Here is a 23309-nt window from a genome sequence, read left to right as displayed (position 1 = left end):
CGATGAGCGAAGCCGACCTTGCCACCCTCGCCGCCCGTGTCCGGGCCGGCCCCACCGCCGTCGCGACCCTCGTCGGGATCAAGGGCTCCACGCCGCGCGGCATCGGCGCCTACATGATCGTGACCGCCGACCGGACCGACGGCACCATCGGCGGCGGCGAGGCCGAGCACCGGGCGGTGGAGGCGGCCCGCACCCTCCTCGCCGCCGGGCAGGAGGAGACCACGCTCGACGTCATCCTCGGCCCCAATCTCGACCAGTGCTGCGGCGGGGCGATGACGATCTATATCCGCCGCATCACGACCCCGCCGGAGGGGCCGTTCGAGATGGGTGGCGTCACCATCACCGACCCGCCGATGCGGCCCGTCGTCGTCTACGGCGCCGGCCACGTCGGCACCGCCCTCGTACGGGCGCTGACGCCGCTACCCTTCGCCGTCGAGTGGATCGACGCGCGCGCCGAGAGCCTGTGGCCCACCGACCTCGCGATCGCCTGCCGGCGCGTCGCGATCCCCGAGGCCGTCGTCGCCGAGGCGCCCGACAACGCCTTCCACCTCGTGATGACGCACAGCCACGCGGTGGACCTCGAGATCGTGGCTGCGGTGCTCGCCCGTCCGTTCGCCTTCCTCGGCCTCATCGGGTCGAAGAGCAAGAAGGCGACCTTCATCCACCGCCTCACCGAGCGCGGCCTCGCCACGGACCGCCTGACCTGTCCGATCGGCCTCGACGCCATCACCGGCAAGTCGCCGGCGATCATCGCCGCCTCGGTCGCCGCCCAACTCCTCATTCTCGACGGCACGCCATGACGATCATCGAGCGCGGACGCCTGCGCCCCTTCACCGGCACGATCACCGGCGCCGATCCCTTCGCCGAGATCGAGGACGGCGCGGTCGTCGTGGAGGAGGACACGGTGATCGCCTTCGGCCCGGCGCTCGAGATCATCGCCGACAATCCCGACATTCCCGTCGTGCCGGTCGACACGCTGCTGACGCCGGGTCTCGTCGACGTTCACATCCACTATCCGCAGACCCGCATCGTCGGCACCTTCGCCGGCGAGCTCCTCGAATGGCTCGAGACGGTGACCTTCCCCGAGGAGGCGCGCTTCGAGGATCCGGACTACGCCGCGGAGGTCGCGGTGGAGTTCTTCGACCGCCTGGAGGCCGTCGGCACCACCGACGCCACCATCTTCTGCACCTCCTCGCCGGTCTCCGTCGACGCCCTCTTCACCGAGGCGATGACGCGGACGATCCGCGTGCGCGCCGGTCTCGTGATGATGGACCGCAACGCCCCTTCCGCCCTCCTCACCCCGGCGCAGGACGCCTACGACCAGTCGAAGGCGCTCATCGAGCGCTGGCACGGCGCCGACGACGGGCGCCTCAGCTACATGATCACCCCCCGCTTCGCGCCCACCTCCACGCCAGAGCTGCTCGAAGCGGCCGGGGCGCTGTGGCGCGAGCATCCGACCTGCGGCATGCAGACACACCTGTCGGAAAACAGCGCCGAGGTGGAGTGGGTCGCCCGCCTCTTTCCCGACGCACCCGACTATCTCGGCGTCTACGAGCGCTTCGGGGTGCTGGGGCCCGGGGCGATCTTCGCCCATGCGATCCACCTCGCCGACCGCGAGGTGGGCGCGCTTGCCGAGCACGACGCCGTGGTGGCGCACTGCCCGACGGCCAATCGCTTCCTGAAGTCCGGCCGCTGCGACGTGACGCGCCTCCTGAAGGCGGGCGTCACCGTGAAGCTCGGTACCGACATCGGCGGCGGCACCACCTTCGACATCATGGAGGTGGCGGCCGAGGCCGAGGGAGTTCCGCGCCGCTCGCGGCCGCAATAGCCCACCGCGCGACGCCGTCCACGCCGAGCTGTCGCCCACGAAAAAGGCCCGCCGAAGCGGGCCTTTCCGATGTCTGCCGCGTACCGCGCCGCGGGTGCCGCGGATCAGCCGCGCTGGGCGCTCGGCAGATAGTCGCGACGCTTGGCGCCGGTGTAGAGCTGGCGCGGACGGCCGATCTTCTGGCTCGGATCCTCGACCATTTCCTTCCACTGCGCGATCCAGCCGACGGTGCGGGCGAGCGCGAACAGCACGGTGAACATGGTGGTCGGGAAGCCGAGCGCGCGCAGCGTGATGCCCGAGTAGAAGTCGATGTTCGGGTAGAGCTTCTTCTCGACGAAGTACTCGTCGTGGAGGGCGAGCTTCTCGAGCTCCATCGCGACTTCGAGGAGCGGATCGTCCTTGATGCCGAGCTCGGCGAGCACCTCGTGGCAGGTCTTCTGCATGATGCGGGCGCGCGGGTCGTAGTTCTTGTAGACCCGGTGGCCGAAGCCCATCAGGCGGAAGGGATCGTTCTTGTCCTTCGCGCGGTCGATGAACTCGGGGATGCGGTCGGCGGAGCCGATCTGCTCCAGCATGTTAAGCGCCGCCTCGTTGGCGCCGCCGTGGGCCGGGCCCCAGAGGCAGGCGATGCCGGCCGCGATGCAGGCGAACGGGTTGGCGCCGGAGGAGCCGGCGAGACGCACCGTGGAGGTGGAGGCGTTCTGCTCGTGGTCGGCGTGCAGGATGAAGATGCGGTCCATCGCGCGGGCCAGCACCGGGTTCACTTTGTACTCCTCGCACGGCACCGAGAAGCACATGCGCAGGAAGTTCGCCGAGAAGTCGAGATCGTTGCGCGGGTACACGAAGGGCTGGCCGATCGAGTACTTGAACGCCCAGGCGGCGATGGTCGGCATCTTCGCGATCATGCGGATCGAGGCGATCATGCGCTGATGCGGATCGGAGATGTCGGTGGAGTCGTGATAGAAGGCCGACAGGGCCCCGACGCAGCCGGTCATGATGGCCATGGGATGCGCGTCCCGCCGGAAGCCGGCGTAGAAGCGGTTCATCTGCTCATGGATCATCGTGTGGTAGGTGACCGACTTCACGAACTCCTGATGCTGCTGGAAGGTCGGCAGCTCGCCGTAGAGGAGCAGGTAGCAGGTCTCGAGGAAGTCGCCCTGCTCGGCGATCTGCTCGATCGGATAGCCGCGGTAGAGAAGAACACCGGCATCGCCGTCGATGTAGGTGATCTTGGATTCGCAGGAGGCGGTCGAGGTGAAGCCGGGGTCGTACGTGAACATCCCGGTGTCTTTGTAGAAAGAGGCGATGTTGACGACGCTCGGTCCCTCCGTGCCGTGCATCACCTCGTAATCGACCGTCTCGGTGCCGACGGCAAATTGCGCGTTATGGTCCGTAGTCATCGTCGGCCCCGCTTTCTTTTTTGTCCATGAAGGGAACGTCGGTTCGCGGCCATGCGCCAGAGGATGGTCGCCACCCGCGATGCGTTCAAACTTCTCCCCTGCCGATTATCCGATGAGCCCCTCCCCATCAAGCCTTACCAACATCGCCGAGCGATGCAGAAGCGCCCTATCGCAATCCTGACGCCAGCGATAGGACAGGACATGCGCACCGCCTTCTATCGCCAAAACGCTTGGTGGCTCGGCACCGGGGCTCTCTTCGCCTTCGGATCGGCGTTTGGGCAGACCTATTTCATCTCGTTGTTTTCCGGAGTGTTTCGGAGCGAGTTCGGACTGAGCGACGGCGAGTGGGGCGGGCTCTACACCATCGCCACGCTGGCCTCCGCCGTGCTCCTCATCAACATCGGCCGCCTCGCCGACACGCTGCCCCTGGTGCGGCTCGCCGTCGCGATCCTGATCGCCTATACGGCGGCCGCGCTCGTCATGATGGTGGCCGCCGGACCCGTCATGCTGGCAGTCGCCGTGTTCGGCCTGCGCTTCTGCGGCCAGGGCATGATGAGCCACCTCGCGATGACCGCGATGGCCCGCTGGTTCCGCGCCAACCGGGGCAAGGCGGTGGCGGTCGCCGTGCTCGGCTATCCCGCCGCGGAGTCGCTCTACCCGCTCCTCGGCGTCTCGGTGATCGACTGGGTCGGCTGGCGCGCCACCTGGGGGCTGGTGGCGGCTGCGGTCGGCCTCGTGCTCCTGCCGACCTTCTTTGTCCTCCTGCGGCACGGGCGCACACCCGGCGGCGAGGGCGGGGAGGACGCGGCGAGCGGCATGCAGGCGCGCCACTGGACGCGCCGCGAGGTGCTGCGCCACTGGTCGCTGTGGGCGCTGCTGCCGGGGATCCTCGCGCCGCCCTTCATCGGCACCTGCGCCATCTTCCACCAGGTGCACATCGCCACCGTGCACGGCTTCGCGCTGACGACACTCGCCCTCGCCTTCCCCCTCTATGCGGGGCTGACGGTGGCGACGTCGCTCGTCGCGGGGCCGCTCATCGACCGGATCGGGCCGGTGCGGGTGCTGCCCTTCTTCCTCCTGCCCATCGCGGCGGGGGTGGCCGCGCTCGCCGCGCCCGGCGGCGCCGTCGTGTGGTTCGCGATGCTCTGCGGGCTCGGCCTCACCCAGGGCTTCTCCGTCACGCTCCTCGGCTCGGTGTGGGCCACCCTCTACGGCACGCGCCACATCGGCAGCATCAAGGCGCTCGCGACGGCGGCGATGGTGTTCGCCACCGCCGCCGGCCCGGGCATCACCGGGGCGCTGATCGACGCGGGCATCACCTTCCCCGAGCAGGCGCTGGTGATGTCGGCCTACTGCCTCGCGATGTCGGGCCTCTTCCTCATCACCGCGCCGCGGCTCGCCCAGGCCCTCGCGGCGCCGGTGCCTCAGGCGGCGGCCTGATCGGCGATGCGGGCGAGTGCCTCCTCCCGGCCGAGCGCCACCAGCACGTCGAAGATGCCGGGCGAGGTGTTGCTGCCGGTGAGCGCGGCCCGCAACGGCTGCGCCACCTTGCCGAGCTTAACCCCCGCCTCCTCGGCGTAGGCGCGCACCGCGGCCTCGAGCGGCTCCATCGCCCACGCCTCGACGGCGGCGAGCTTCTCATGCAGCGCCTTCAGATGGGCGGGCGCGTCGCCCTCCAGGAGCTTCGCCGCCTTGTCGGTCATCACAAGCGGCCGCTCCGCCCACAGGAAGGCGGCGTTGTCGACGAGCTCCACCAAGGTCTTCGCCCGCTCCGCCAGCGAGGGCAGCGCGACGGCGAGGCGCTCGCGCCCACCCGCGGCGAGCGCCGCCTCGACCGCTTCGGCGTCCTCGCGGGCGGCGATGACCGGCGGCAGCGCCGCCATCAGCCGCTCGGGCGCCGCCTCGCGCATATAGTGGCCGTTGAGATTTTCGAGCTTGGTGAAGTCGAAGCGCGCCGGCGAGCGGCCCACCGCCTCGAGGCTGAAGAGCTCGATCATCCGCTCGGTGGAGAAGATCTCCTCGTCGCCGTGCGCCCAGCCGAGGCGGACGAGATAGTTGCGCAGCGCCTCCGGCAGATAGCCCATCGCCCGATAGGCGTCGACGCCGAGCGCACCGTGCCGCTTGGAGAGCTTCGCCCCGTCCGGCCCGTGGATGAGCGGGATGTGCGCCATCGCCGGAACCTCCCACCCGAGAGCCTGATAGATCAGCGTCTGCCGGGCGGCGTTGGTGAGGTGATCGTCGCCCCGGATCACGTGCGTCACGTCCATGTCGTGATCGTCCACCACCACGGCCAGCATGTAGGTGGGCGTGCCGTCGGAGCGCAGCACGACGAGATCGTCGAGGTCCTTGTTGGGAAAGCGGACCTCGCCCTGAACGAGGTCCGGCACCATGGTCTCGCCCTCGAGCGGCGCCTTGAGGCGGATCACCGGGTCGACGCCGGCGGGGGCCTCGGCGGGATCGCGGTCGCGCCAGCGCCCGTCATAGCGCGGCGGGCGGCCCTCGGCGGCCGCCGTCTCGCGCATCTCGGCGAGCTCCTCCTGGGTCGCGTAGCAGCGGTAGGCGGCACCCTTGTCGAGCATCTCCATCACCGCCTCGCGATGGCGCGCGGCGCGGGTCGACTGGTAGACGACGTCCCCGTCGCCCTCGAGGCCGAGCCAGGTGAGGCCGTCGAGGATCGCGGCGATGGCGGGCTCGGTGGAGCGGGCGCGATCGGTGTCCTCGATCCGCAGCCGCATCTCGCCGCCGTAGTGGCGGGCGAACAGCCAGTTGAAGAGCGCGGTCCGCGCCCCGCCGATATGGAGAAAGCCGGTGGGGGACGGGGCGAACCGCGTCACCACCTTGGGTTTCATTGTCATCGCACACACGCTAGTATGGAGGCCTCGCGGGTGGTGTAGCGAAATGCGGGCGGTCCCGTCGACCCTATGGTGCGCGTGGCAGCTCGTCCGTCACCGCACAGGCGCGCAAATGTCGGGACGATTGCCGGATCGATCACCGGGGAGACGACCCATGGACCTGGGAGGTCACCCATGACCCGCCGACCGGGGAGGTCGCCCATGCAAGGGGCAGCCGAGGCGAACGAGGTGACGAGGGTGCGCGGGGCGGCGCCGTGAGCCTCGTCGCGGCCGGCCGGCCCGCGAGGCGCGGCGCCGCGTGGCGCTGGCTCGCCCGCTCGGCGGCGCGCGATGCCGCCTTCGGCCGCTTCGCCCTATGGTTGCCGGTGGTGATGGCGGCGGGCGTCGCGCTCGCCGTCGAGGCCCCGTTCGATCCGCCGCCCGGGCCGCTCGCCGCCGCGCTCGTGGCGCTCCTCGCCGCCCACCATCTCCTCGGCCGCTCGCGCCTTGCCGCCCTCTCGGGGCCGGCGATGACGCTCGCCGCCCTCACCCTCGGCGCCCTACTCCTCGCGCTGCAGAGCGAGTGGCGCGGCACCCCCCTCCTCGCCTTCAGCCAGACGGTGCGGCTCGAGGGCCGCGTCGTCGCCGCCGACACCCGCGGCGACGGCGGCATGATGGTGGTGGCGCCCGACGCCGGGCGCTTCCGCGGTCCCCGCCCACGCCGGGTGCGGATCTCGCTGCGCGGCCCGCCGCCCCCGGTCGGCGCCCGCGTCGGCGTCACGGCGCGCCTCTTCCCGCTGCGCGGCCCGGTCTATCCGGGCGGCTACGATGCGGCGCGCCGGCTCTATTTCGACGGCATCGGCGCCACCGGCTTCGCCTATGGCGCGCCCGAGATGATTGTACCCGCGGACGGCGGTCTCGCCGCCCGCGTCGACGCTCTGCGGCGGGCGATCTCGGCGCGCGTCGCCGCCACCTTGGGGGCCGGCGCCACCGCCGGCTTCGCCGACGCCCTCCTCGTCGGCCAGCGCGGCGGCATGGCCGAGAGCGACGTGGAGGCGCTGCGCCGCTCCGGCCTCGGCCACATCCTCGCGATCTCCGGGCTTCACATGGCGCTCGTCGCGGGCACGGTGTTCGCCGCGGTGCGCCTCGCCCTCGCCCTCCTGCCGGGCGTCGCGCTGCGCTTCCCGATCCGCAAGTGGGCGGCCGTCGCGGGCCTCCTCGCGGCGACGGCCTACCTCGCCCTCTCCGGCGCCTCGGTCGCCACCTTGCGCGCCTACGTGATGCTCGTCGTCGGCCTCGTCGCGATCCTCGCCGATCGACCGGCGCTGACGATGCGCACCGTCGCCGTCGCTGCCGTGGCGGTGATCGTCGTCGACCCGGTCAGCGTGGTGGAGCCCGGATTTCAGATGTCCTTCCTCGCGGTCGTCGCCCTCGTCGGCTTCTACGAGGCGTGGGCGACGCGGCCCTGGCGGCGGCGGGCGCTCCATCCGATGGCGGCCTTCCTGTGGGGCCTCGCCCTCACCTCGCTCATCGCCGGGCTCGCGACGCTGCCGGCGGCGGTCTTCCACTTCCACCGCCTCGCCCCGCTCGGCCTCCTCGCCAACCTTTCGGCGATGCCTCTCCTCACCTTCATCGCGATGCCCGCGGGGGTCGTCGCCCTCGCCGCGATGCCCTTCGGCCTTGAAGCGCTGCCGCTGGAGGCGATGGGGCTCGGCCTCGCCGCGATCCTCGCCGTCGCGCGGCAGGTCGCGGCATGGACGGGCGACGCGGGTCTCGTCGGACGCATTCCGGCCGCGGCGGCCCTCCTCGCGTGCGGCGGCATCCTCTGGCTCGCCCTCTCGGTGGCGTGGTGGCGCCTCCTCGGCCTCGCCCTCCTCGCCGCGGGGCTCGCCCTCGCGCCGACGACGCCGCGTCCCGACCTCTACGTGTCGGACGACGGGGCCACCGTCGCCGCGCGCGGCCCCGACGGCCGCCTCGCCCTCCTCGGCCGCGCCACCGGCTTCGCCCCCACCCTGTGGCTCGGCGCCGACGGTGACGCCCGCCCGCCCGACGCCATCGCCGGCGCGCGCTGCGACCGGCTCGGCTGCACCCTGCCGCTCGCCGCCGGCCACCTCGCCATCGCACGCTCCCCGCGCGCCCTCGCGCAGGATTGCGCCCTCGCCGAGGTGGTGGTGAGCACCGACCGCGTCGCCCGGTGCGCGGCGCCCCTTGTGATCGACCGCCGCGTGCTCGTCGCGAGCGGCGCCGTCACCGCCCGCCGCACCGCGCGCGGCTGGATCCTCGAACGCGCCCGCCCCGGCGGGAGCCGCCGCCGCTGGCACGCCCCGCCGGAAGTCGCCCGCGACTGAGGCCGCCGAACGCCGCGAGGGGGCAGGATGCGGCGAAGGAGCGGGATGCGGCGAGCGCTACTTCGCGGCCCAGGCGGCGAGCGTGGCGCGCTCCGCTTCGGTCATGCCGGTGATGTTGCCGAGCGGCATCGTGTGCGTCGTCACCGCCTGTGCGACGATGGCGTCGGCGTTCGTCGCCATCCGCTCCGGGGTGTCGAGGAACACGCCGCCCGGCGCGGCATTGAACGCCGCGAAGGTGGGCGCCGCGGCATGGCAGGGGGCGCAGCGCTCCGCGACGATCGCGAACGCCTCGGTATCGGCCACCGTCCGCCCGGCCGAGGCGACCGGCACCGAGGGCGCGCTCGCAAGGCCCGCATACGCCGTCATCGCCACCGCGAGGGCGAGCGCCAGCGGCCACTGCCAGGCGACCGCCACGCCCTTCGCCCCCGTCTCGTAGGTGTTGAACCAGTGGCGCACGATGGCGCCCAGACACAGCGCGATCGCCACGATCACCCAGGCGTGCGGACTGCCGAACGTCATCGGATAGTGATTCGACAGCATCAGGAAGAGGACCGGCAGCGTGAGGTAGTTGTTGTGGGTGGAGCGCAGCTTGGCGATCACCCCATACTTCGGGTCGGGGGTGCGTCCGGCCTTGAGGTCGGCCACCACCACCCGCTGGTTCGGAATGATCACGAAGAACACGTTGCCCGTCATCACCGTGGCGATCATCGCCCCGGTCTGCAGAAAGGCGGCGCGGCCGGAGAAGACGTGGCCGTAGAGATAGGCCGTGAAGGTGATCAAGACGAAGAGCAGGCCGAAGAGGACCATCGGCGCGCGCGCCAGCGGCGAGCGGCAGAGGAGATCGTAGACCACCCACCCCGCGACGATCCCGAACACCGACCAGAAGATCGCCACGCCCGGCTCGACCCGTCCGCCGGGCGCCACCAGATAGAGCTCGGCGTTCGCCCAGTAGACGACCGAGAGGAGGGCGAAGCCGGTGAGCCAGGTCGCGTAGCTCTCCCACTTGAACCAGTGGAGATCGTCCGGCATCGCCTCCGGCGCCACCATGTATTTCTGGGTGTGGTAGAAGCCGCCGCCGTGCACCGACCAGTTGTCGCCCTTCACCCCGTCGGGCATGCCGGCGCGGCGCTTCAGCGAGGCGTCGAGCCACATGAAGTAGAACGAGGAGCCGATCCAGGATATTCCGGCCACGACATGGGCCCAGCGCAGGAAGAGGGCGAGGAAGTCGTGTGCATATCCCATGCGTGTTTCTCGATCGGCGCCGGGGCGCTAGGCTGCGTTGACGTTCGGACTTGGCGTACAATCCGCATGCCAGGCTGACCGCGAACCGTTTCGGCGAGCCTAGCCCATCCCTCCCCCGCCCGCATCCGCCGGCGCGGTTTCCCGACCGGAGCCCTTCATGACGCCAGACGACGCGCGCGCCGCCTTCATCGCCCGCTATGGCTCGATCTACGAGCACAGTCCCTGGATCCCCGAAGCGGCGTGGGACGGCGGCGTCGACCCTGCCGACGATCTCGCCACCGTGTTCGCCCGCGTGGTGGACCGGGCGGGCACCAAGCGCCAGCTCGCCCTGTTGCGCAGCCACCCCGACCTTGCGAGCCGGCTCGGCCTCGCCCTCACCGAGCACTCGGCCGCCGAGCAGGCCGGCGCCGGGCTCGACCGGTGCACCGAGGCCGAGTTCGCCGAGTTTCAGACGCTCAACGAGCGCTATGTGCGCCGCTTCGGCTTTCCCTTCATCATCGCGGTGAAGGGGCTCGACCGGGCGGCGATCCTCGACGCCTTCCGCCGCCGCGTCGAGGGCGAGCCGGCCGCCGAATTCCGCGCCGCCCTCGACGAGGTGCACAAGATTGCGCGCCTTCGCCTCGCCTCGCTCTCCGCAGGGCCGGAGCCCCTGCGCGAGCCGGCCGAGCCCGCCGCGCTGCGCGCTCTCGTCGAAAAGGCCCTCGCCCGCCACGGCGCCGACGCACCCAACGTCGCCGCGATCGCCGACACCGTGCTCGCCGCCGAGCGGGACGGCTCCGAATCGCACGGCCTCTTCCGCCTGCCCGCCTATATCCGGGCGATCGACCTCGGCGTGATCAACCCTACCGCCCGCCCGCGGCGGATCGACGGCCCCGAGGGCGCGGTGGTGATCGACGGCGACGGCGGCGTCGCCCCGGCCGCCTACGCCATCGGTCTGCCCGCCGTCGCCGAGACCGCCGAACGGCTTGGCACGGGCGTGCTCGCCGTCAAGAACACCCGCCACTTCGCCGCCCTCTGGCACGAGGTGGAGTATCTCGCCGAGCGCGGCCTCGCCGGCTTCGCCTGCACCGCCAACTTCCCCTATCTCGCCCCGGCGGGCGGCAAGCGGCCCTTCTTCGGCACCAATCCGCTCGCCTTCGCCTATCCGCGGGCCGACGCTCCGCCGGTGGTGTTCGATCTCGCCGCCTCGGCGATGGCGCGCGGCGACATCATGATCGCCGGCCGCGACGGGCGGCAGGTGCCGCCGGGCGTCGGCATCGACGCGAACGGCGAGCCGACCACCGACCCCGCCGAGATCCTCGCCGGCGCGCAGCTCCCCTTCGGCGGCCACAAGGGCTCGGCGATCGCGCTGATGGTGGAGCTTCTCGCCGGCGGCGTGGTCGGCGAGGTGTTTTCCGACGAGGCCCCGCTCAACGAGGCGGGCGTGCCGCCGGGCGGGGTGTTCGTGCTCGCCCTGTCGCCGGAAAAGATCGGCGGGCCGGGCACGCTCGCGCGGGCCGACGCCTTCCTCGCCCGCCTCGCGGCCGAGCCCGGAGTGCGGCTCCCCGGCGCGCGGCGCCACAAGAACCGCGCGAGAGGTGGACCGCTGATGGTCCAGTCGGCGCTCCTCGCGACGGTCCGCCTCCTCGCCGGCGAGGCTTGACCTCAGCCGGCCGGGCGGATCGGCAGCGGGTCGAGACCGTGGGCTTCGGCGAAGCGGGCGAACGCGGCCTCGGTGTCCGGATCGATGGGAATGCCGGCGACCTCGCGCCGGTCCCACTCGGCCCACTCGCGGTCGCCGGGCGCCATCACGATGGTGCCGGGGCGGGCGGGTGAGGAGCGCAGATTGGCGAGATAGCGCGTCATCGTGTCGTCGAACACCGGCCGGTCCACGAAGGCGTCGGGATTGATCGCCATCATGTAGCCGCCGAGGGCGCGCGGCGTGGTCTTGTCCTGCGAGCTCATCGGCAGGAGTTCGGTCGAAAGCTGCATTCCGGTGAGGACCGCGCTGAACACCTCCGCCACCCCCGCGAGCCCCGCCCCCTTGAAGCCGAAGGCGGCACCGAGCGGGGCGAGCATCGCGGTGGCGTGCGGATCGGTGGTCGCCGCGCCCGCTTCGTCGGACGCCGTGTCCGCCGGCATCGCGAGGCCGAGGCTGCGGTAGAGGAGCACGCGATTGAACGGCACCGCGCTCGTCGCCATGTCGAGAAGCCACGGGCGCTGACCCTTCACCGGTGCCGACCAGGCGAGCGGGTTGGTGCCGTGGAAGAGGGCGGCGCCGTCGTGCAGGCGCACCAGACTGTCGGAGTTGCAGGTGGCAAAGCCGATCAGCCCCGCCTTGGCCGCCTCCACCGCATAGGCGCCGGCCGGACCGAAGTGGGACATGTTGCGGATCCCCACCGCACCGATGCCGTAGGTGCTGGCGATCGAGATCGCCTTCTCCATCGCCCGGTAGCCGGCGAGGGCGCCGTGGCCGAAGCCGGCATCGAGCGTCGCGACCGCGCCGAGCTCGCGCACGATGGTGACGTATGGCGCGCGGGCGACGCGGCCGGCCTCCAAGACCCCCGCATAGTGCTCCAGAAGGCGCACCCCGTGGCTGTCGACGCCGAGCCGGGAGCCGTGCATCATCGCCCGCGTCGCGGCGTCGGCGGTCGCCTCGTCGGCGCCGACAGCCCGGAGCACGGCGTGGCAGAACGCCGCGAGATCGTCGGCCATCACCCGGCTGCGGCGGTCCTCCTGGGCGACAGCGGCGGCGCTGGCGCTGGTATCGCTCTCACTCACGGCGGACATCCCCTCTCGCTCCCGTTCAACGAGGCATACTGCGGCAGCGATCGGCGCGGAAGAGGCGGCCCCAGTGTGGCCAAGCGGTCACGCATCCGCCGGTCCGTGCTGCCGCCCGGTTGTGCGGCGGGGCCGGCTCGTCCAATAACGGGGGTGATCATTGATGAGATGGCGGGGTAGGCCGTGTTTGGACGAATCCTCTCAGCGTTCGTCGTCGTGATGATGACGGCCGTCGCCGCCAGCGCCGCCGACGTTCCCGCCGAGCCGGTGAAGAAGTCCGGCTTTGGCAAGTGCAGCACCTTCAACAACATCTGGCTCTGGGGCGATCCGACCGACTGCCCCAACGACGCGGTCGCCCCGGCGTGCGACGCCCAGCCGGTCGTCACCGCCGCGGTCAGCTTCGCCAACCGCGCGGAAGCGGTCTACCGCATCCCCCGCGTGGTGGAGTTCGTGCCGACCGGCGAGGCGATCCAGCCGCTCTATAGTCCGAGCCCCCTCGCCCGCCGCTACTGCACGGCCTCCGTCTCGCTCGACAATGGCGCCCGCTCCACCGCCCACTATTTCGTGGAGGAGGACGCGGGGTTCGTCGGCTTCGGCTGGAAGGTCTATGTCTGCATCGACGACTACGACGCCTGGCACGTCTATGACGGGCGCTGCCGCATCGCCCGCCCGGCGCCGGACCAATAGGCGGGCGCGGCCGTTTCGGCCGGCGCCGCCCGTCGTCCCGGATCCTACGTCCTAGAGCACGTCCCGCTCAACCTGGATCAGGTTGAGCGGGACGTGCTCGCTCTCCAGATCTGGCGCGATTGCTCTTCGCTCAGGTTGATCCGACCTGAGCGGCAAGCGCGCTAGGCCCTACGTCGCGAACTTGAAGTGGATCACGTCGCCGTCGGCGACGGTGTAGTCCTTGCCCTCGTCGCGCACCCGGCCCGCCTCGCGCGCGCCGCTCTCGCCTCCGAGCGACACGAAGTCGTCGTAGCCGATGGTCTGGGCGCGGATGAAGCCGCGCTCGAAGTCGGTGTGGATCACGCCCGCGGCCTGCGGCGCGTGGGTCCCGGCGCGGATGGTCCAGGCCCGCGCCTCCTTCGGCCCCGCGGTGAAGTAGGTGATGAGATCGAGGAGCCCGTAGCCCGCCCGGATCAGCCGATCGAGACCCGGCTCCTCGAGACCCAGCGTCTCCAGGAACTCCGCCTGCTCCTCGGCCGGGAGCTGGGCGATCTCCGCTTCGATGGCGGCCGAGATCACCACCGACGCCGCGCCCTGGCGCTTCGCCATCTCCTCGGCGCGGCGGGAGAGGTCGTTGCCGGTCGCCGCCGACGCCTCGTCGACGTTGAGGACGTAGAGGAGCGGCTTCGAGGTGAGGAGGTTCAGCATCTTGAAGGCGCGCCTGTCCTCCTCGGCGACGGCGAGCTCGCGCGCCGGACGGCCCTCGCGCAGGAGCTCCAGCACCGCGTCCATCAGCGCCACTTCGGCCTTGGCGTCCTTGTCGCCGGACTGGGCGCGCTTGCGTATGTTGGTCGCGCGGCGCTCCAGGCTTTCGAGGTCGGCGAGCATCAGCTCCGTCTCGACCGTGTCGGCGTCGGCGATCGGGTCGATCTCGCCGGCGACGTGGGTGATGTCGTCGTCCTCGAAGCAGCGCAGGACGTGGGCGATGGCGTCGACCTCACGGATATTGGCGAGGAACTGGTTGCCGAGCCCCTCCCCCGTGGAGGCGCCGCGCACGAGGCCGGCAATGTCGACGAAGGTCAGCCGCGTGGGCACGATCGCCGCCGACTTGGCGATCCGCGCGATCTCGGTGAGGCGCTGATCGGGCACCGCCACGTCGCCGGTGTTCGGCTCGATGGTGCAGAACGGATAGTTCGCCGCCTGCGCCGCGGCAGTCTTCGTCAAGGCGTTGAACAGCGTCGACTTGCCCACGTTGGGCAGGCCCACGATGCCGCATTTGAATCCCATGGTGCTACTTCCGCAAAAGGTGCGCGAGTGCGGCGAAGGGGCCGCCGGAGGATTTGCCGTCGCGCCCTTGGCGCGGCTCGGGCGCACGGCTGGCGGGCGGAGCGGCGGGCTTGTCGCCCTTCGCCCGGCCCGCGCCCGCGAGCGCGGCGTGCACCTTGGAGGCGAACGCCGCGTCGTTGCCCTCGACGAGGATGGGGGCGTGATCGGCGAAGGCGTCGAGCATCGGATCGAGCCAGGCGAAATCGGCCTTGGCGAAGTCGTGCAGGACGTAGCCGGGCACCATCTCCTTGCGGCCGGGGTGGCCGATGCCGATCCGCAGCCGGCGGTAGCCGTCGCGCATGTGGGCGGAGATGGACTTCAGGCCGTTGTGGCCGCCGGTGCCTCCGCCGACCTTCATCCGGAACTTGCCGTGCGGGAGATCGATCTCGTCGTGGGCGACCACGATGTCGGTCAGATCGACCTTGTAGAATCGGGCCGCTTCGGCAACCGAGCGGCCCGATTCGTTCATATAGGTCATCGGCTTCAAGAACATGACGCGCTGGCCGGCGATGTCGGCCTCCGCCACCTCGCCCTGAAACTTGCGACGCCAGGGACCGCCGTTCCACCGGTCGTGGATGCGGTCGATCGCCATGAACCCCACGTTGTGGCGGTTCATGGCGTACGTCCCGCCGGGATTTCCGAGGCCGACGAAGAGCTTCATCATCATCTCGCTCGGCCTCGCAGCCGGCTAGCTTTCGTCGGACGCTTCGCCGTCTTCGGCGGGCGCCTCGGCTTCGGCGGCGGCCTCGGCCTCTTCCGCCTCTTCCTCGATCTCCACGGTCGGGGCGGAGATCGTGATGATCGGGAAGGCCTCGGCGTCGGTGAAGACCACGTCGGCCGGCAGCGTCACCGCGTCGCTCGTCACGGTGTCGCCGATCTCGCAGCCCGCGACGGAGACTTCGATGGCCTCCGGAATGCGGGTCGCCGGCGCCTCGACGGAGACGGTATGGGCGACGAGGTTCAGAACGCCGTCATGCTTCAGGGCGGGGCAGTCGTCCTCGCCCACGACGTGCACCGGCACGTCGACCGAGACGCGGCTGCGGGCGGTGATGCGCAGGAAGTCCACGTGGAGCAGCCAGTCGCGCACCGGCTCGCGCTGATAGTCGCGCGCCAGGGCCTGGATGGTCTGCCCGTCGACCTCGATGTTCCACACGTGCGTGGTGAAGCCGCCGCCATAAAGGGCGAGGCTGACCTGCTTGTGCGGCACCGCGATCGCGATCGGGGCCTCCTTGTTGCCGTAGATCACGGCGGGAATCTGTCCTTTTCGCCTCAGTGCGCGCGCGGCCCCCTTGCCCGTCCGTTCGCGCACCTCGGCCTTCAGCGTAAAGCCAGTGGCCATCGGTACTCTCCTCATCGGTGTTCGGATGAAGCCGGGTGCCCAAAAAACGGCTGCCGGCTTCTGCGCGCACGTCGGCGCGTCCCGCCTCCAGGGGTGCGGGAGACGGGTGTATAGGTGACGAGCCGCCGGAAGACAACCCGCCGAGGTCAAGTTTGGAGCCGACACTGCGCCCCGCGCGCAGCGGCCTTGGGCGCGGACGGCTTCAGGCCCGGGGGCCTCAGGGAAAGGTGATCTCAGGCGCTGGCGGTCTCAGGCGCTGGCGGTCTCAGGCGCAGGCGGTCTCAGGCGCTGGCGGTCTCAGGCGCAGGCGGTCTCAGGCGCTGGCGGTCTCAGGCGCTGGCGGTCTCAGGCGCTGGCGGCTCGCCGCGCCGAGGCGAGATCGATCGGCCGGTCGGGGATCGTGATCTCGAACGAGGCGCCGGTGCTGCTGTCGAGGAGCACCAGCGAGCCGCCGTGGGCGCGCACCAGCTCCGCGGCGATCGCGAGGCCGAGGCCGGTTCCGCCGCGCCGCCCGTTGCCCTGGAAGGGCTGGAAGAGGTTCTGGCGCACCGCGTCCGGCACGCCCGGGCCGGTGTCGGACACCACGATGCGCACCACCGATCCCGCCCGCTCCGCGGCGATCGCCAGGCGCCGCACCACCGCCTCGTGCGGGTTGCTCTCGAGCGCCTCCATCGCGTTGCGGCAGAGGTTCATCAGGACGCGGTAGAGCTGGTCGGGATCGGCGTCGATCTCCATCCCCTCCGACACGATGATGCGGAAGTCGATGTTGGGGTGGGCGTCGAGGCCGAGACCCTCGCCGACGTCGGTCGCGAGGCGCGCCACGTCGATCAGCCGGCGCGACGGCGGCGCCTCGCCGGAGCGGCCATAGGCGAGCACGCCGCTGGTATAGCCCACCGCCCGGTCGAGGGCGCGCACGAGCTTGGGCACGAAGCGCTGCACCGTGGGATCGGGCACCATCGCGAGACGGTCGGAGAAGAGCTGGGCCGAGGCGAGCAGGTTCCTGAGATCGTGGTTGATCTTCGACACCGCCATGCCGAGCTCGGCGAGGCGGCGGCGCTGCACCATGGTGTCGGTGAGCTGGCGCTGCATCGCCGCCAGCGAACGCTCCGCCTCGCCGATCTCGTCGCTCCGGCGGGAGGGGACGATGGTGCGCTCCTCGTCCTCCGGATCCTCGGCGAAGTCGGCCATGGCGTGGGCGAGGCGGCGCACCGGCCGCACGAAGAGCCAGCGCAGGCTGATATAGACGAGCATCGCCGTCATCATCGAGATGACGAGGGACAGGCCGAGGATGTTGCGGGCGTAGGCCAGCATGTCTTGGCGCAGCTGGGTCTCGTCGAACACCACGTCGACTTCCTCGTGGCGCCCCTCGGGCATCGCCGTCACGCGGATAATGCGGCCGTTGGGGGCGAACAGCGTGTCGAACGCCGCGACGATGGACTGAAACACCGTCTCGTTGCCGAGCTCCACGTGGCGGTCGACCATGGTGGGCGGCGCGGCCATGGCGATGAGGCGGCGCCGGTTGCCCTCGCGGTGGGCGATGGCGATGGTGTCGGTCGCCTCGAGGAGGCGCATCTTGAGCTGCTCGGGCACGTTGGCCGTTCCGGCGATGATCGCCGCCGCCACGGAGGCGTTGCGGTGAGCGTCCTTCAGCCAGTTGTCACGAAAATTGGCTATCGAGGGAACGAAGATCAGAACTTCCGACAGCATGACGAATACGACCGTGAGGACGAGAAGCTTGGTCCCGAGCCCAGGCCGTGGTCCGCGTCGCCATTCCTCCGTGTCGGGTCCCATGACGACCCCTTCCGCCCATTAGGAAGGTTGGCAATACACGCTCCGGCGATGCGGATACAAGTTAGAACGTACCCGAGATCACAACATCGACAGGGGCGCCCGGCCTGTCCTCCACGCCTGCCGCGCCCCCTCAGAGACGCTTCAGCACCATGAGGAGCTTGCGCACCCAGCCTTTCGTGAGGCTTGCGGCGAAGTGGTTCACCGCCGCCCGCTTCCCCGCCTCCGCCCGCGTCGGATAGGGCGGCACGAAGGAGGCGATGGTGGAGAGCTTCACCTTGCCGGCGAGGGCGAGGGCGTAGGGGGCGATCATCTCGCCCGCATTGGGGCCGACGATCGTCGCCCCGGCGAGCTTTCCCCGACCGTCGATCAAGAGCTTGACGAAGCCGCGCGTGTCGCCGTCGGCGACGGCACGGTCGTTGTGGGTGAAGGCGACCGTCTCCGCCCGCGCCCGGGCGTCGCCGGCGCGGAGCTCGGCCTCCGTCGGGCCCACCTGCGCGAGCTCCGGTGCCGTGTAGGTCACCCGCGGCATCAGCTCCGGTCGGTAGCGCACCGGCAGGCGGAACACGATGGCACGCACCGCAAGGCTCGCCTGGTGGCCCGCGACGTGGGTGAACTGCAACCCGCCCGTCACGTCGCCGATCGCAAAGACGCGCCGGTTCGCGGTGCGCAGGCCGTGGTCGACCACCACGGCGCCCTCGCGCGTCTCGATACCGGCGGCGGCGAGATCGAGGTCGGCCGTCGCCGCCCGCCGGCCGACCGCGACGAGAACGTCGTCGGCGACGATCGTCCGCCCGTCGGAAAGGGTGGCCTCGATCCCGCCATCGACGCGGACGCAGCGGGCGATGCCGACGCCCTCGATCAGCCTCACCCCGTCGTCGGCGAGCGCACCGCGCACGACGTCGACGGCCGCCGGATCCTCCCGGCCGAGGAGGCGGCTCGCCTCGACCACCGTCACCGCCGCGCCGAGCCGGGCGAAGGCCTGCGACAGCTCCGCCCCGATCGGCCCGCCGCCGATGACGAGGAGCCGCGCCGGCAGACGGGTCAGATCGAACACGCTCTCGTTGGTGAGCGGGCCGACCTCGGCGAGGCCCTCGATCGGCGGCACCACCGGCCGGCTGCCGGTCGCGATCACAAAGCGACGGGCGCGGATCGTCGCCTCTCCGGCAACGACCGTCCGACCGTCGAGGAAGCGGGCGCTCTCGCGCATCACCCTCACGCCAAGCCCCTCGAACCGCTCCACCGAATCGATGGGGGCGATCGTGGCGATGGCGCCGGCGACGTGGGCGTGCACGGCCGCATAATCCACCTCGGCGCTGCCGGCGACGCCGAAGCGGGCGCCGGCGCGCGCGGCATGGGCGTAGCGTGCGGCGGCGATCAGCGCCTTGGAGGGCACGCAGCCGGTGTTGAGGCAGTCGCCCCCCATCTCGCCGCGCTCCACGAGCACGACGTCGTGGCCGAAGCTCGCCCCGGCCGCCGCCACGGTGAGGCCCGCCGAGCCGCCGCCGATCACGCAGATGTCGGGCGTGAGGGTGCTCATGTCCGCCGCCCCCGCGTCGCCCGCCAGCGCTTCAGCGCCACCGGGATCAGCGCCGCGAGCGACAGGAGGACGAGCGCCACGCCGAGCTTGGGTGTCGCGAGGGCGGCGAGATCGACCTGGCACGTCCCCGCCTCGACGCATCCGGGGCGAGCCGCCTCCTGCGCCTCGATCAACCCGCCGAGCCCGTCCCCCAGAGCAGCGTAGGCGATGGTGCCCGGCACGATGCCGATCGCCGTCGCCGAGAGGTAGGTGCCGAGGCGAACCGAGAAGAGCGCCGGCGCCACGTTGACGAGCCAGAAGGGAAAGAGCGGCACGAGGCGCAGGAAGAGGAGGTAGTGGAACGCGTCCTCCTCGAACCCCTCGGCGAGGCGCTGGGTGAAGCGGCCGGCCCGCGCCCGTAGCGCCGCCCCCACCGACGTGCGCGCGGCGAGGAAGACCAGCGCCGCTCCGACCGTCGCCGCCAGTACGGTGAGGATCGACCCGCCCACCATCCCGAAGAGGAAGCCGCCGGCGATGGTGAGGAAGCTCGCGCCCGGAAAGGACAGCGCGACGGCGACCACGTAGACGACCAGGTAGGCGGCGACCGCCGGCACCAGATGCTGATGGACCGCCGCCTCGAGCCGGGCGTGCTCGCGGATCACCGTCTGCAGCGACAGCGCGCTCGACAGGCCGCTGGCGTAGAACACGACCATGGCGGCGAGGATGAGGGCGAGAGGCCACCACCTCAGCCAGCGCCGTCGCGCGGGGCGCGCCTTGTCGGGGATGGCCATGGGCTCCGGTGAACTCACTCTTTCCTCGCAGGGTCGTCGTTCGAGACGGGTTCGGCCGATCCGTCGGCCCACTCCGCCGCTCGCGACATGTCCGACCCTCGCGAAAAGAGTGTAGCCGGGACCATCGGGAGACAAGCAGCAGACCACGGCGGTGATGGTCAAGGTTGGGTGATGCGGGCGTGAGCGCCGCGGCGCCGCGCTCGGGCGCGCGACGCGTGCCGCGGCGACGGGCAAAGACGACGGCGACGTCGCGCTTGCGTTGACAGGCTGCGTCGCCATTTCTATACGACCGACGTCGGGGAGCGCGTGCGCTCCTCTTTTTCACTTTCCACCCCTGTGTCCCGCGCTGCGGCGTGCGCTAGGCCACGGCGAGAGGCTGTCATGACGAAACGAACCTATCAACCGAGCAAGCTGGTGCGGAAGCGCCGTCACGGTTTCCGCGCCCGTATGGCCACCAAGGGCGGCCGCCGCGTGATCAACGCGCGTCGGGCCAAGGGTCGCAAGTCCCTCTCGGCCTGACGGGCCGATCGATGCCGCGCCTCAAGCGACGCGCCGAATTCAAGGCCGTCGCGAAGGGCGTGCGCGTGAACCGGGACGCGTTCACACTTCAGGCGCTGCGCCGCGCGGGCGACGAGACCGTCGGCGATCCGGCGCCGCGCGTCGGTTTCACGGTGACGAAGAAGGTGGGCAACGCCGTGGTGCGCAATCGCATCAAGCGTCGCCTCCGCGCACTCAGCGACCGGATGCGCGATGATTTTTCAGCCTCGACCGACTATGTGATCGTGGCAAGGCGCGCCGCACTCGACGCGCCTTTCGCCGGCCTTGGCGACGACCTCGCCGCGGCGCTCGAAGCCGCCGGCGCCAAACTCAACCGACCTGCCGTTCGAAAGAGAGCGTAATGGGCGACAACCGCAACATGTTCCTCGCTATCGGCCTGTCGCTGGCGGTGATCATCCTGTGGCAGTTCTTCTTCATCGAGCCGAAGATGCAGGCCGAGCGAGAGGCTCAGCAGGTGGCGCAGCAAAGCGCCGAGACCACGACGAGCCCCACCGCGACGCCGAACAGCGCCGTGAGCACCGGCCCGAGCGACATTCCGTCCGCGCCCCAGTCCGCGACGAGCAACGGCGCAACCCCGGCGACGGCCGCCGTCGCGCCGGCCGCCGGTGTCGAGGCACCGCGCGTGCCGATCGACACGCCCCGCGTGGACGGCAGCATCAGCCTCGTCGGCGCCCGCATCGACGACGTGAAGCTCAAGGACTACCACGTCACCGTCGACGACGAGAGCCCGGAGATCGTGCTCCTCTCGCCCGTCGGCACCGCCCACCCCTATTTCGTGGAGACCGGCTGGGTGCCGGCCGACACCACGCTCACCGTGCCCGCGTCCGACACGCTGTGGACGCTCGAGAGCGGCGAGACGCTGACGCCCGACACGCCGGTGACCCTCGCCTGGGACAACGGCGCCGGCCTCGTCTTCCGCCGCACCATCTCGGTCGACGAGAACTACATGTTCACCGTCTCCCAGAGCGTGGAGAACACCTCCGACGCGGCCGTCACCCTCTACCCCTATAGCCGCGTGCGCCGGCAGGGCGAGGTGAAGACCTCCGGCTTCTTCATCCTCCACGAGGGCATGATCGGCGTGGTCGGCGACGACGGCCTCGTCCAGACGAAGTACAAGGATCTGCAGGAGGCCGGCGTCGAGAAGCTCTCCGAGGCGAGCGACGGCTGGCTCGGCATCACCGACAAATACTGGGCCACCGCCGTCATCCCCGATCCGGGGCAGACCTTCACGCCGCGCTTCCTCTATGCCGGCAGCAACGGCGTGCCCGCCTATCAGGCCGACTACATGGCCGCCGCGGTGGAGATCGCCCCCGGCACCACCGGCGAGGCGGTCAACCGCGTGTTCGCCGGCGCCAAGGAAACCAACCTCATCCGCAGCTACGAGCAGACGCTCGGCATCGATCGGTTCAACCTGCTGATCGACTGGGGCTGGTTCTACTTCATCACCAAGCCGATGTTCTTCGCCCTCGACTTCGTCTACGGGCTCGTCGGCAACTTCGGCGTCGCGATCCTGATCGTGACGGTGATGGTCAAGCTGCTGTTCTTCCCGCTCGCCCAGCGTGCCTACGTCTCCATGGCCAAGATGAAGGCGCTGCAGCCGAAGGTTCAGCAGATGCGGGAGCGGTACAAGGACGACCGCATGAAGCAGCAGCAGGCCATGATGGAGATGTACAAGAAGGAGAAGGTGAATCCGCTCGCCGGGTGTATCCCGATCGTCATCCAGATCCCGGTCTTCTTCTCGCTCTACAAGGTGCTGTTCGTCACCATCGAGATGCGGCATGCGCCCTTCTTCGGCTGGATCAACGATCTGTCGGCGCCCGATCCGACCACCGTCTTCAATCTCTTCGGCCTCATCCCCTGGGATCCGTCGACGGTGCCGATGATCGGTCACTTCCTCATGCTCGGCGTGTGGCCGATGATCATGGGCGTGTCCATGTGGCTGCAGATGAAGATGAACCCGACGCCGCCCGACCCCACGCAGGCGATGATCTTCAACTGGATGCCGGTGTTCTTCACCTTCCTGCTCGCCTCCTTCCCGGCCGGTCTGGTGATCTACTGGGCCTGGAACAACTCGCTGTCGGTGACGCAGCAATACGTCATCATGCGGCGCCAGGGCGTGAAGGTGGAGCTGTGGGACAACATCGCCCGCCTGTTCCGCCGCTCCAAGAAAGAGAAGGGCGCGACCTGACCGCGCTCCTCCCCCCCACCGAGGCCGGCGAGAACGAGCCGGACGCGGCCGCCGCAGCCGCCGAACATGCCGCCCGCCTCGAAGCCGGGCGGCTGCTTTTTGCCGGCGAGTGGGGCTACCTGCGCTCGTGCCACGCCATCGATCAGCTGCCGGCCACCGGGCCGGCCGAGGTCGCCTTCGCCGGCCGCTCCAACGTCGGCAAGTCCTCCCTCCTCAACGCGCTGACCGGGCGCAAGCAGCTCGCCCGCTGGTCGAACACGCCCGGCCGCACCCGCGCCCTCAACCTCTTCGCCCGCACCGACGGCGTCGGCCCGGTGGTGGTCGACATGCCCGGCTACGGCTACGCCAAGGCTCCGAAGGTGGAGGTGGCGGCGTGGACCAAGCTCGTGTTCAGCTACCTGCGCGGACGGCCCAATCTGCGCCGCGTCTATCTCCTCATCGACGCCCGGCACGGGCCGAAGCCCGTCGACGTCGAGGCGATGGGGGTGATGGACGAGGCGGCGGTCAGCTATCAGGCCGTGCTCACCAAGGCCGACAAGATCGGCAAGGCCGCCCAGCGCGAGGTGGTGGCCGCCACCGAGACGGCGTTGCGCCGCCGCGCCGCGGCCCATCCTGACGTGCTCCTCACCTCCTCGGTGAAGAACGAGGGGCTCGACGAGCTGCGCGCCGCCATCGCCACCCTCGTCGCCGAGTAGCCCGACCTCACGAGGTGTCGGGCACCGCCC

At 70.7% G+C, this 23309-nt stretch carries 19 protein-coding genes and 1 pseudogene; 10 read left to right on the top strand and 10 right to left on the bottom strand.

All coding sequences use genetic code 11. The annotated features are described in order from the left end of the window. Positions 1-2 precede the first annotated feature (2 nt). Both xdhC and JCR33_RS06875 read left to right on the top strand, forming a co-directional pair. Positions 3-800, top strand: coding sequence for a xanthine dehydrogenase accessory protein XdhC (gene xdhC, locus JCR33_RS06880; RefSeq protein WP_198881304.1), 798 nt, complete (start codon positions 3-5; stop codon positions 798-800). Beyond that, entirely contained in the window at positions 797-1828 is a 1032-nt protein-coding gene (locus JCR33_RS06875) for a guanine deaminase (protein ID WP_198881303.1), read from the top strand. The genes xdhC and JCR33_RS06875 overlap by 4 nt, the downstream gene beginning before the upstream one ends. 104 nt (positions 1829-1932) lie before the next feature. Here the strand turns inward: JCR33_RS06875 and gltA are convergent, their stop codons facing one another. Beyond that, entirely contained in the window at positions 1933-3228 is a 1296-nt protein-coding gene (gene gltA / locus JCR33_RS06870; protein ID WP_198881302.1) for a citrate synthase, read from the bottom strand. Between the two features lie 201 nt (positions 3229-3429). On the opposite strand from gltA, the gene JCR33_RS06865 reads away from it, so the two are divergent. Next, complete coding sequence (locus JCR33_RS06865) at positions 3430-4668, top strand: MFS transporter (protein ID WP_198881301.1); 1239 nt, start codon at positions 3430-3432, stop codon at positions 4666-4668. Here JCR33_RS06865 and gltX read toward each other — a convergent pair. Then, positions 4653-6077: a glutamate--tRNA ligase gene (gene gltX / locus JCR33_RS06860; RefSeq protein WP_198881518.1), complete on the bottom strand. Its 1425-nt coding sequence runs from the start codon at positions 6075-6077 to the stop codon at positions 4653-4655. The genes JCR33_RS06865 and gltX overlap by 16 nt on opposite strands. A 257-nt stretch (positions 6078-6334) precedes the next feature. Between gltX and JCR33_RS06855 the strand changes: the two genes are divergently transcribed. Then, positions 6335-8407 (top strand): ComEC/Rec2 family competence protein, encoded by a 2073-nt coding sequence (locus JCR33_RS06855; RefSeq protein ID WP_198881300.1) that lies wholly within the window; start codon positions 6335-6337, stop codon positions 8405-8407. Positions 8408-8464: 57 nt separating this feature from the next. Here the strand turns inward: JCR33_RS06855 and JCR33_RS06850 are convergent, their stop codons facing one another. Then, positions 8465-9649 (bottom strand): urate hydroxylase PuuD, encoded by a 1185-nt coding sequence (locus JCR33_RS06850; RefSeq protein ID WP_198881299.1) that lies wholly within the window; start codon positions 9647-9649, stop codon positions 8465-8467. A 157-nt stretch (positions 9650-9806) separates the two neighbouring features. Between JCR33_RS06850 and uraD the strand changes: the two genes are divergently transcribed. Continuing rightward, entirely contained in the window at positions 9807-11291 is a 1485-nt protein-coding gene (gene uraD / locus JCR33_RS06845) for a 2-oxo-4-hydroxy-4-carboxy-5-ureidoimidazoline decarboxylase (protein WP_198881298.1), read from the top strand. 2 nt (positions 11292-11293) lie between these two features. Here the strand turns inward: uraD and JCR33_RS06840 are convergent, their stop codons facing one another. Beyond that, a complete protein-coding gene (locus JCR33_RS06840) occupies positions 11294-12343 on the bottom strand; it encodes an Ldh family oxidoreductase (RefSeq protein ID WP_198881517.1) in 1050 nt (349 codons plus the stop codon). 249 nt (positions 12344-12592) lie between these two features. Here JCR33_RS06840 and JCR33_RS06835 point away from each other — a divergent pair, with 249 nt between their 5' ends. Beyond that, entirely contained in the window at positions 12593-13096 is a 504-nt protein-coding gene (locus JCR33_RS06835; protein WP_198881297.1) for a hypothetical protein, read from the top strand. A gap of 168 nt (positions 13097-13264) precedes the next feature. Here the strand turns inward: JCR33_RS06835 and ychF are convergent, their stop codons facing one another. The 6 genes and pseudogenes from ychF to JCR33_RS06805 all read right to left on the bottom strand — a co-directional run bounded on the left by ychF (position 13265) and on the right by JCR33_RS06805 (position 19838). Next, positions 13265-14362: a redox-regulated ATPase YchF gene (gene ychF, locus JCR33_RS06830; RefSeq protein ID WP_198881296.1), complete on the bottom strand. Its 1098-nt coding sequence runs from the start codon at positions 14360-14362 to the stop codon at positions 13265-13267. A 103-nt stretch (positions 14363-14465) separates the two neighbouring features. Then, a pseudogene (gene pth / locus JCR33_RS06825) lies at positions 14466-15062 on the bottom strand (aminoacyl-tRNA hydrolase); the annotation flags it as partial. Positions 15063-15089: 27 nt separating this feature from the next. Further along, a complete protein-coding gene (locus JCR33_RS06820; RefSeq protein WP_198881294.1) occupies positions 15090-15740 on the bottom strand; it encodes a 50S ribosomal protein L25/general stress protein Ctc in 651 nt (216 codons plus the stop codon). A 345-nt stretch (positions 15741-16085) separates the two neighbouring features. Further along, complete coding sequence (locus JCR33_RS06815) at positions 16086-17531, bottom strand: sensor histidine kinase (protein WP_198881293.1); 1446 nt, start codon at positions 17529-17531, stop codon at positions 16086-16088. Positions 17532-17661: 130 nt separating this feature from the next. Next, complete coding sequence (locus JCR33_RS06810) at positions 17662-19068, bottom strand: dihydrolipoyl dehydrogenase family protein (RefSeq protein WP_198881292.1); 1407 nt, start codon at positions 19066-19068, stop codon at positions 17662-17664. Beyond that, complete coding sequence (locus tag JCR33_RS06805) at positions 19065-19838, bottom strand: TVP38/TMEM64 family protein (protein WP_198881291.1); 774 nt, start codon at positions 19836-19838, stop codon at positions 19065-19067. Before JCR33_RS06805 ends, JCR33_RS06810 begins: the two co-directional genes overlap by 4 nt. Before the next feature lie 381 nt (positions 19839-20219). On the opposite strand from JCR33_RS06805, the gene rpmH reads away from it, so the two are divergent. From rpmH to yihA, 4 genes are read left to right on the top strand one after another with little or no spacing between them, the layout of a single operon-like run. Next, the gene (rpmH, locus tag JCR33_RS06800; RefSeq protein ID WP_108660728.1) at positions 20220-20357 is read left to right on the top strand and encodes a 50S ribosomal protein L34; all 138 of its coding nucleotides are present in this window, start codon (positions 20220-20222) and stop codon (positions 20355-20357) included. 11 nt (positions 20358-20368) lie between these two features. Next, complete coding sequence (rnpA, locus tag JCR33_RS06795; RefSeq protein WP_198881290.1) at positions 20369-20737, top strand: ribonuclease P protein component; 369 nt, start codon at positions 20369-20371, stop codon at positions 20735-20737. Continuing rightward, complete coding sequence (gene yidC, locus JCR33_RS06790; protein ID WP_198881289.1) at positions 20737-22584, top strand: membrane protein insertase YidC; 1848 nt, start codon at positions 20737-20739, stop codon at positions 22582-22584. Before rnpA ends, yidC begins: the two co-directional genes overlap by 1 nt. Then, positions 22581-23279, top strand: a complete 699-nt coding sequence (yihA, locus tag JCR33_RS06785; RefSeq protein ID WP_198881516.1) for a ribosome biogenesis GTP-binding protein YihA/YsxC — start codon at positions 22581-22583, stop codon at positions 23277-23279. The genes yidC and yihA overlap by 4 nt, the downstream gene beginning before the upstream one ends. Positions 23280-23309: the final 30 nt, after the last annotated feature.

It is taken from the genome of Acuticoccus mangrovi, assembly GCF_016411865.1.
GTDB lineage: Bacteria > Pseudomonadota > Alphaproteobacteria > Rhizobiales > Amorphaceae > Acuticoccus > Acuticoccus mangrovi.
Note: the sequence above shows the minus strand (reverse complement) of the source record. Positions and strands in the feature narration are given on the sequence as shown.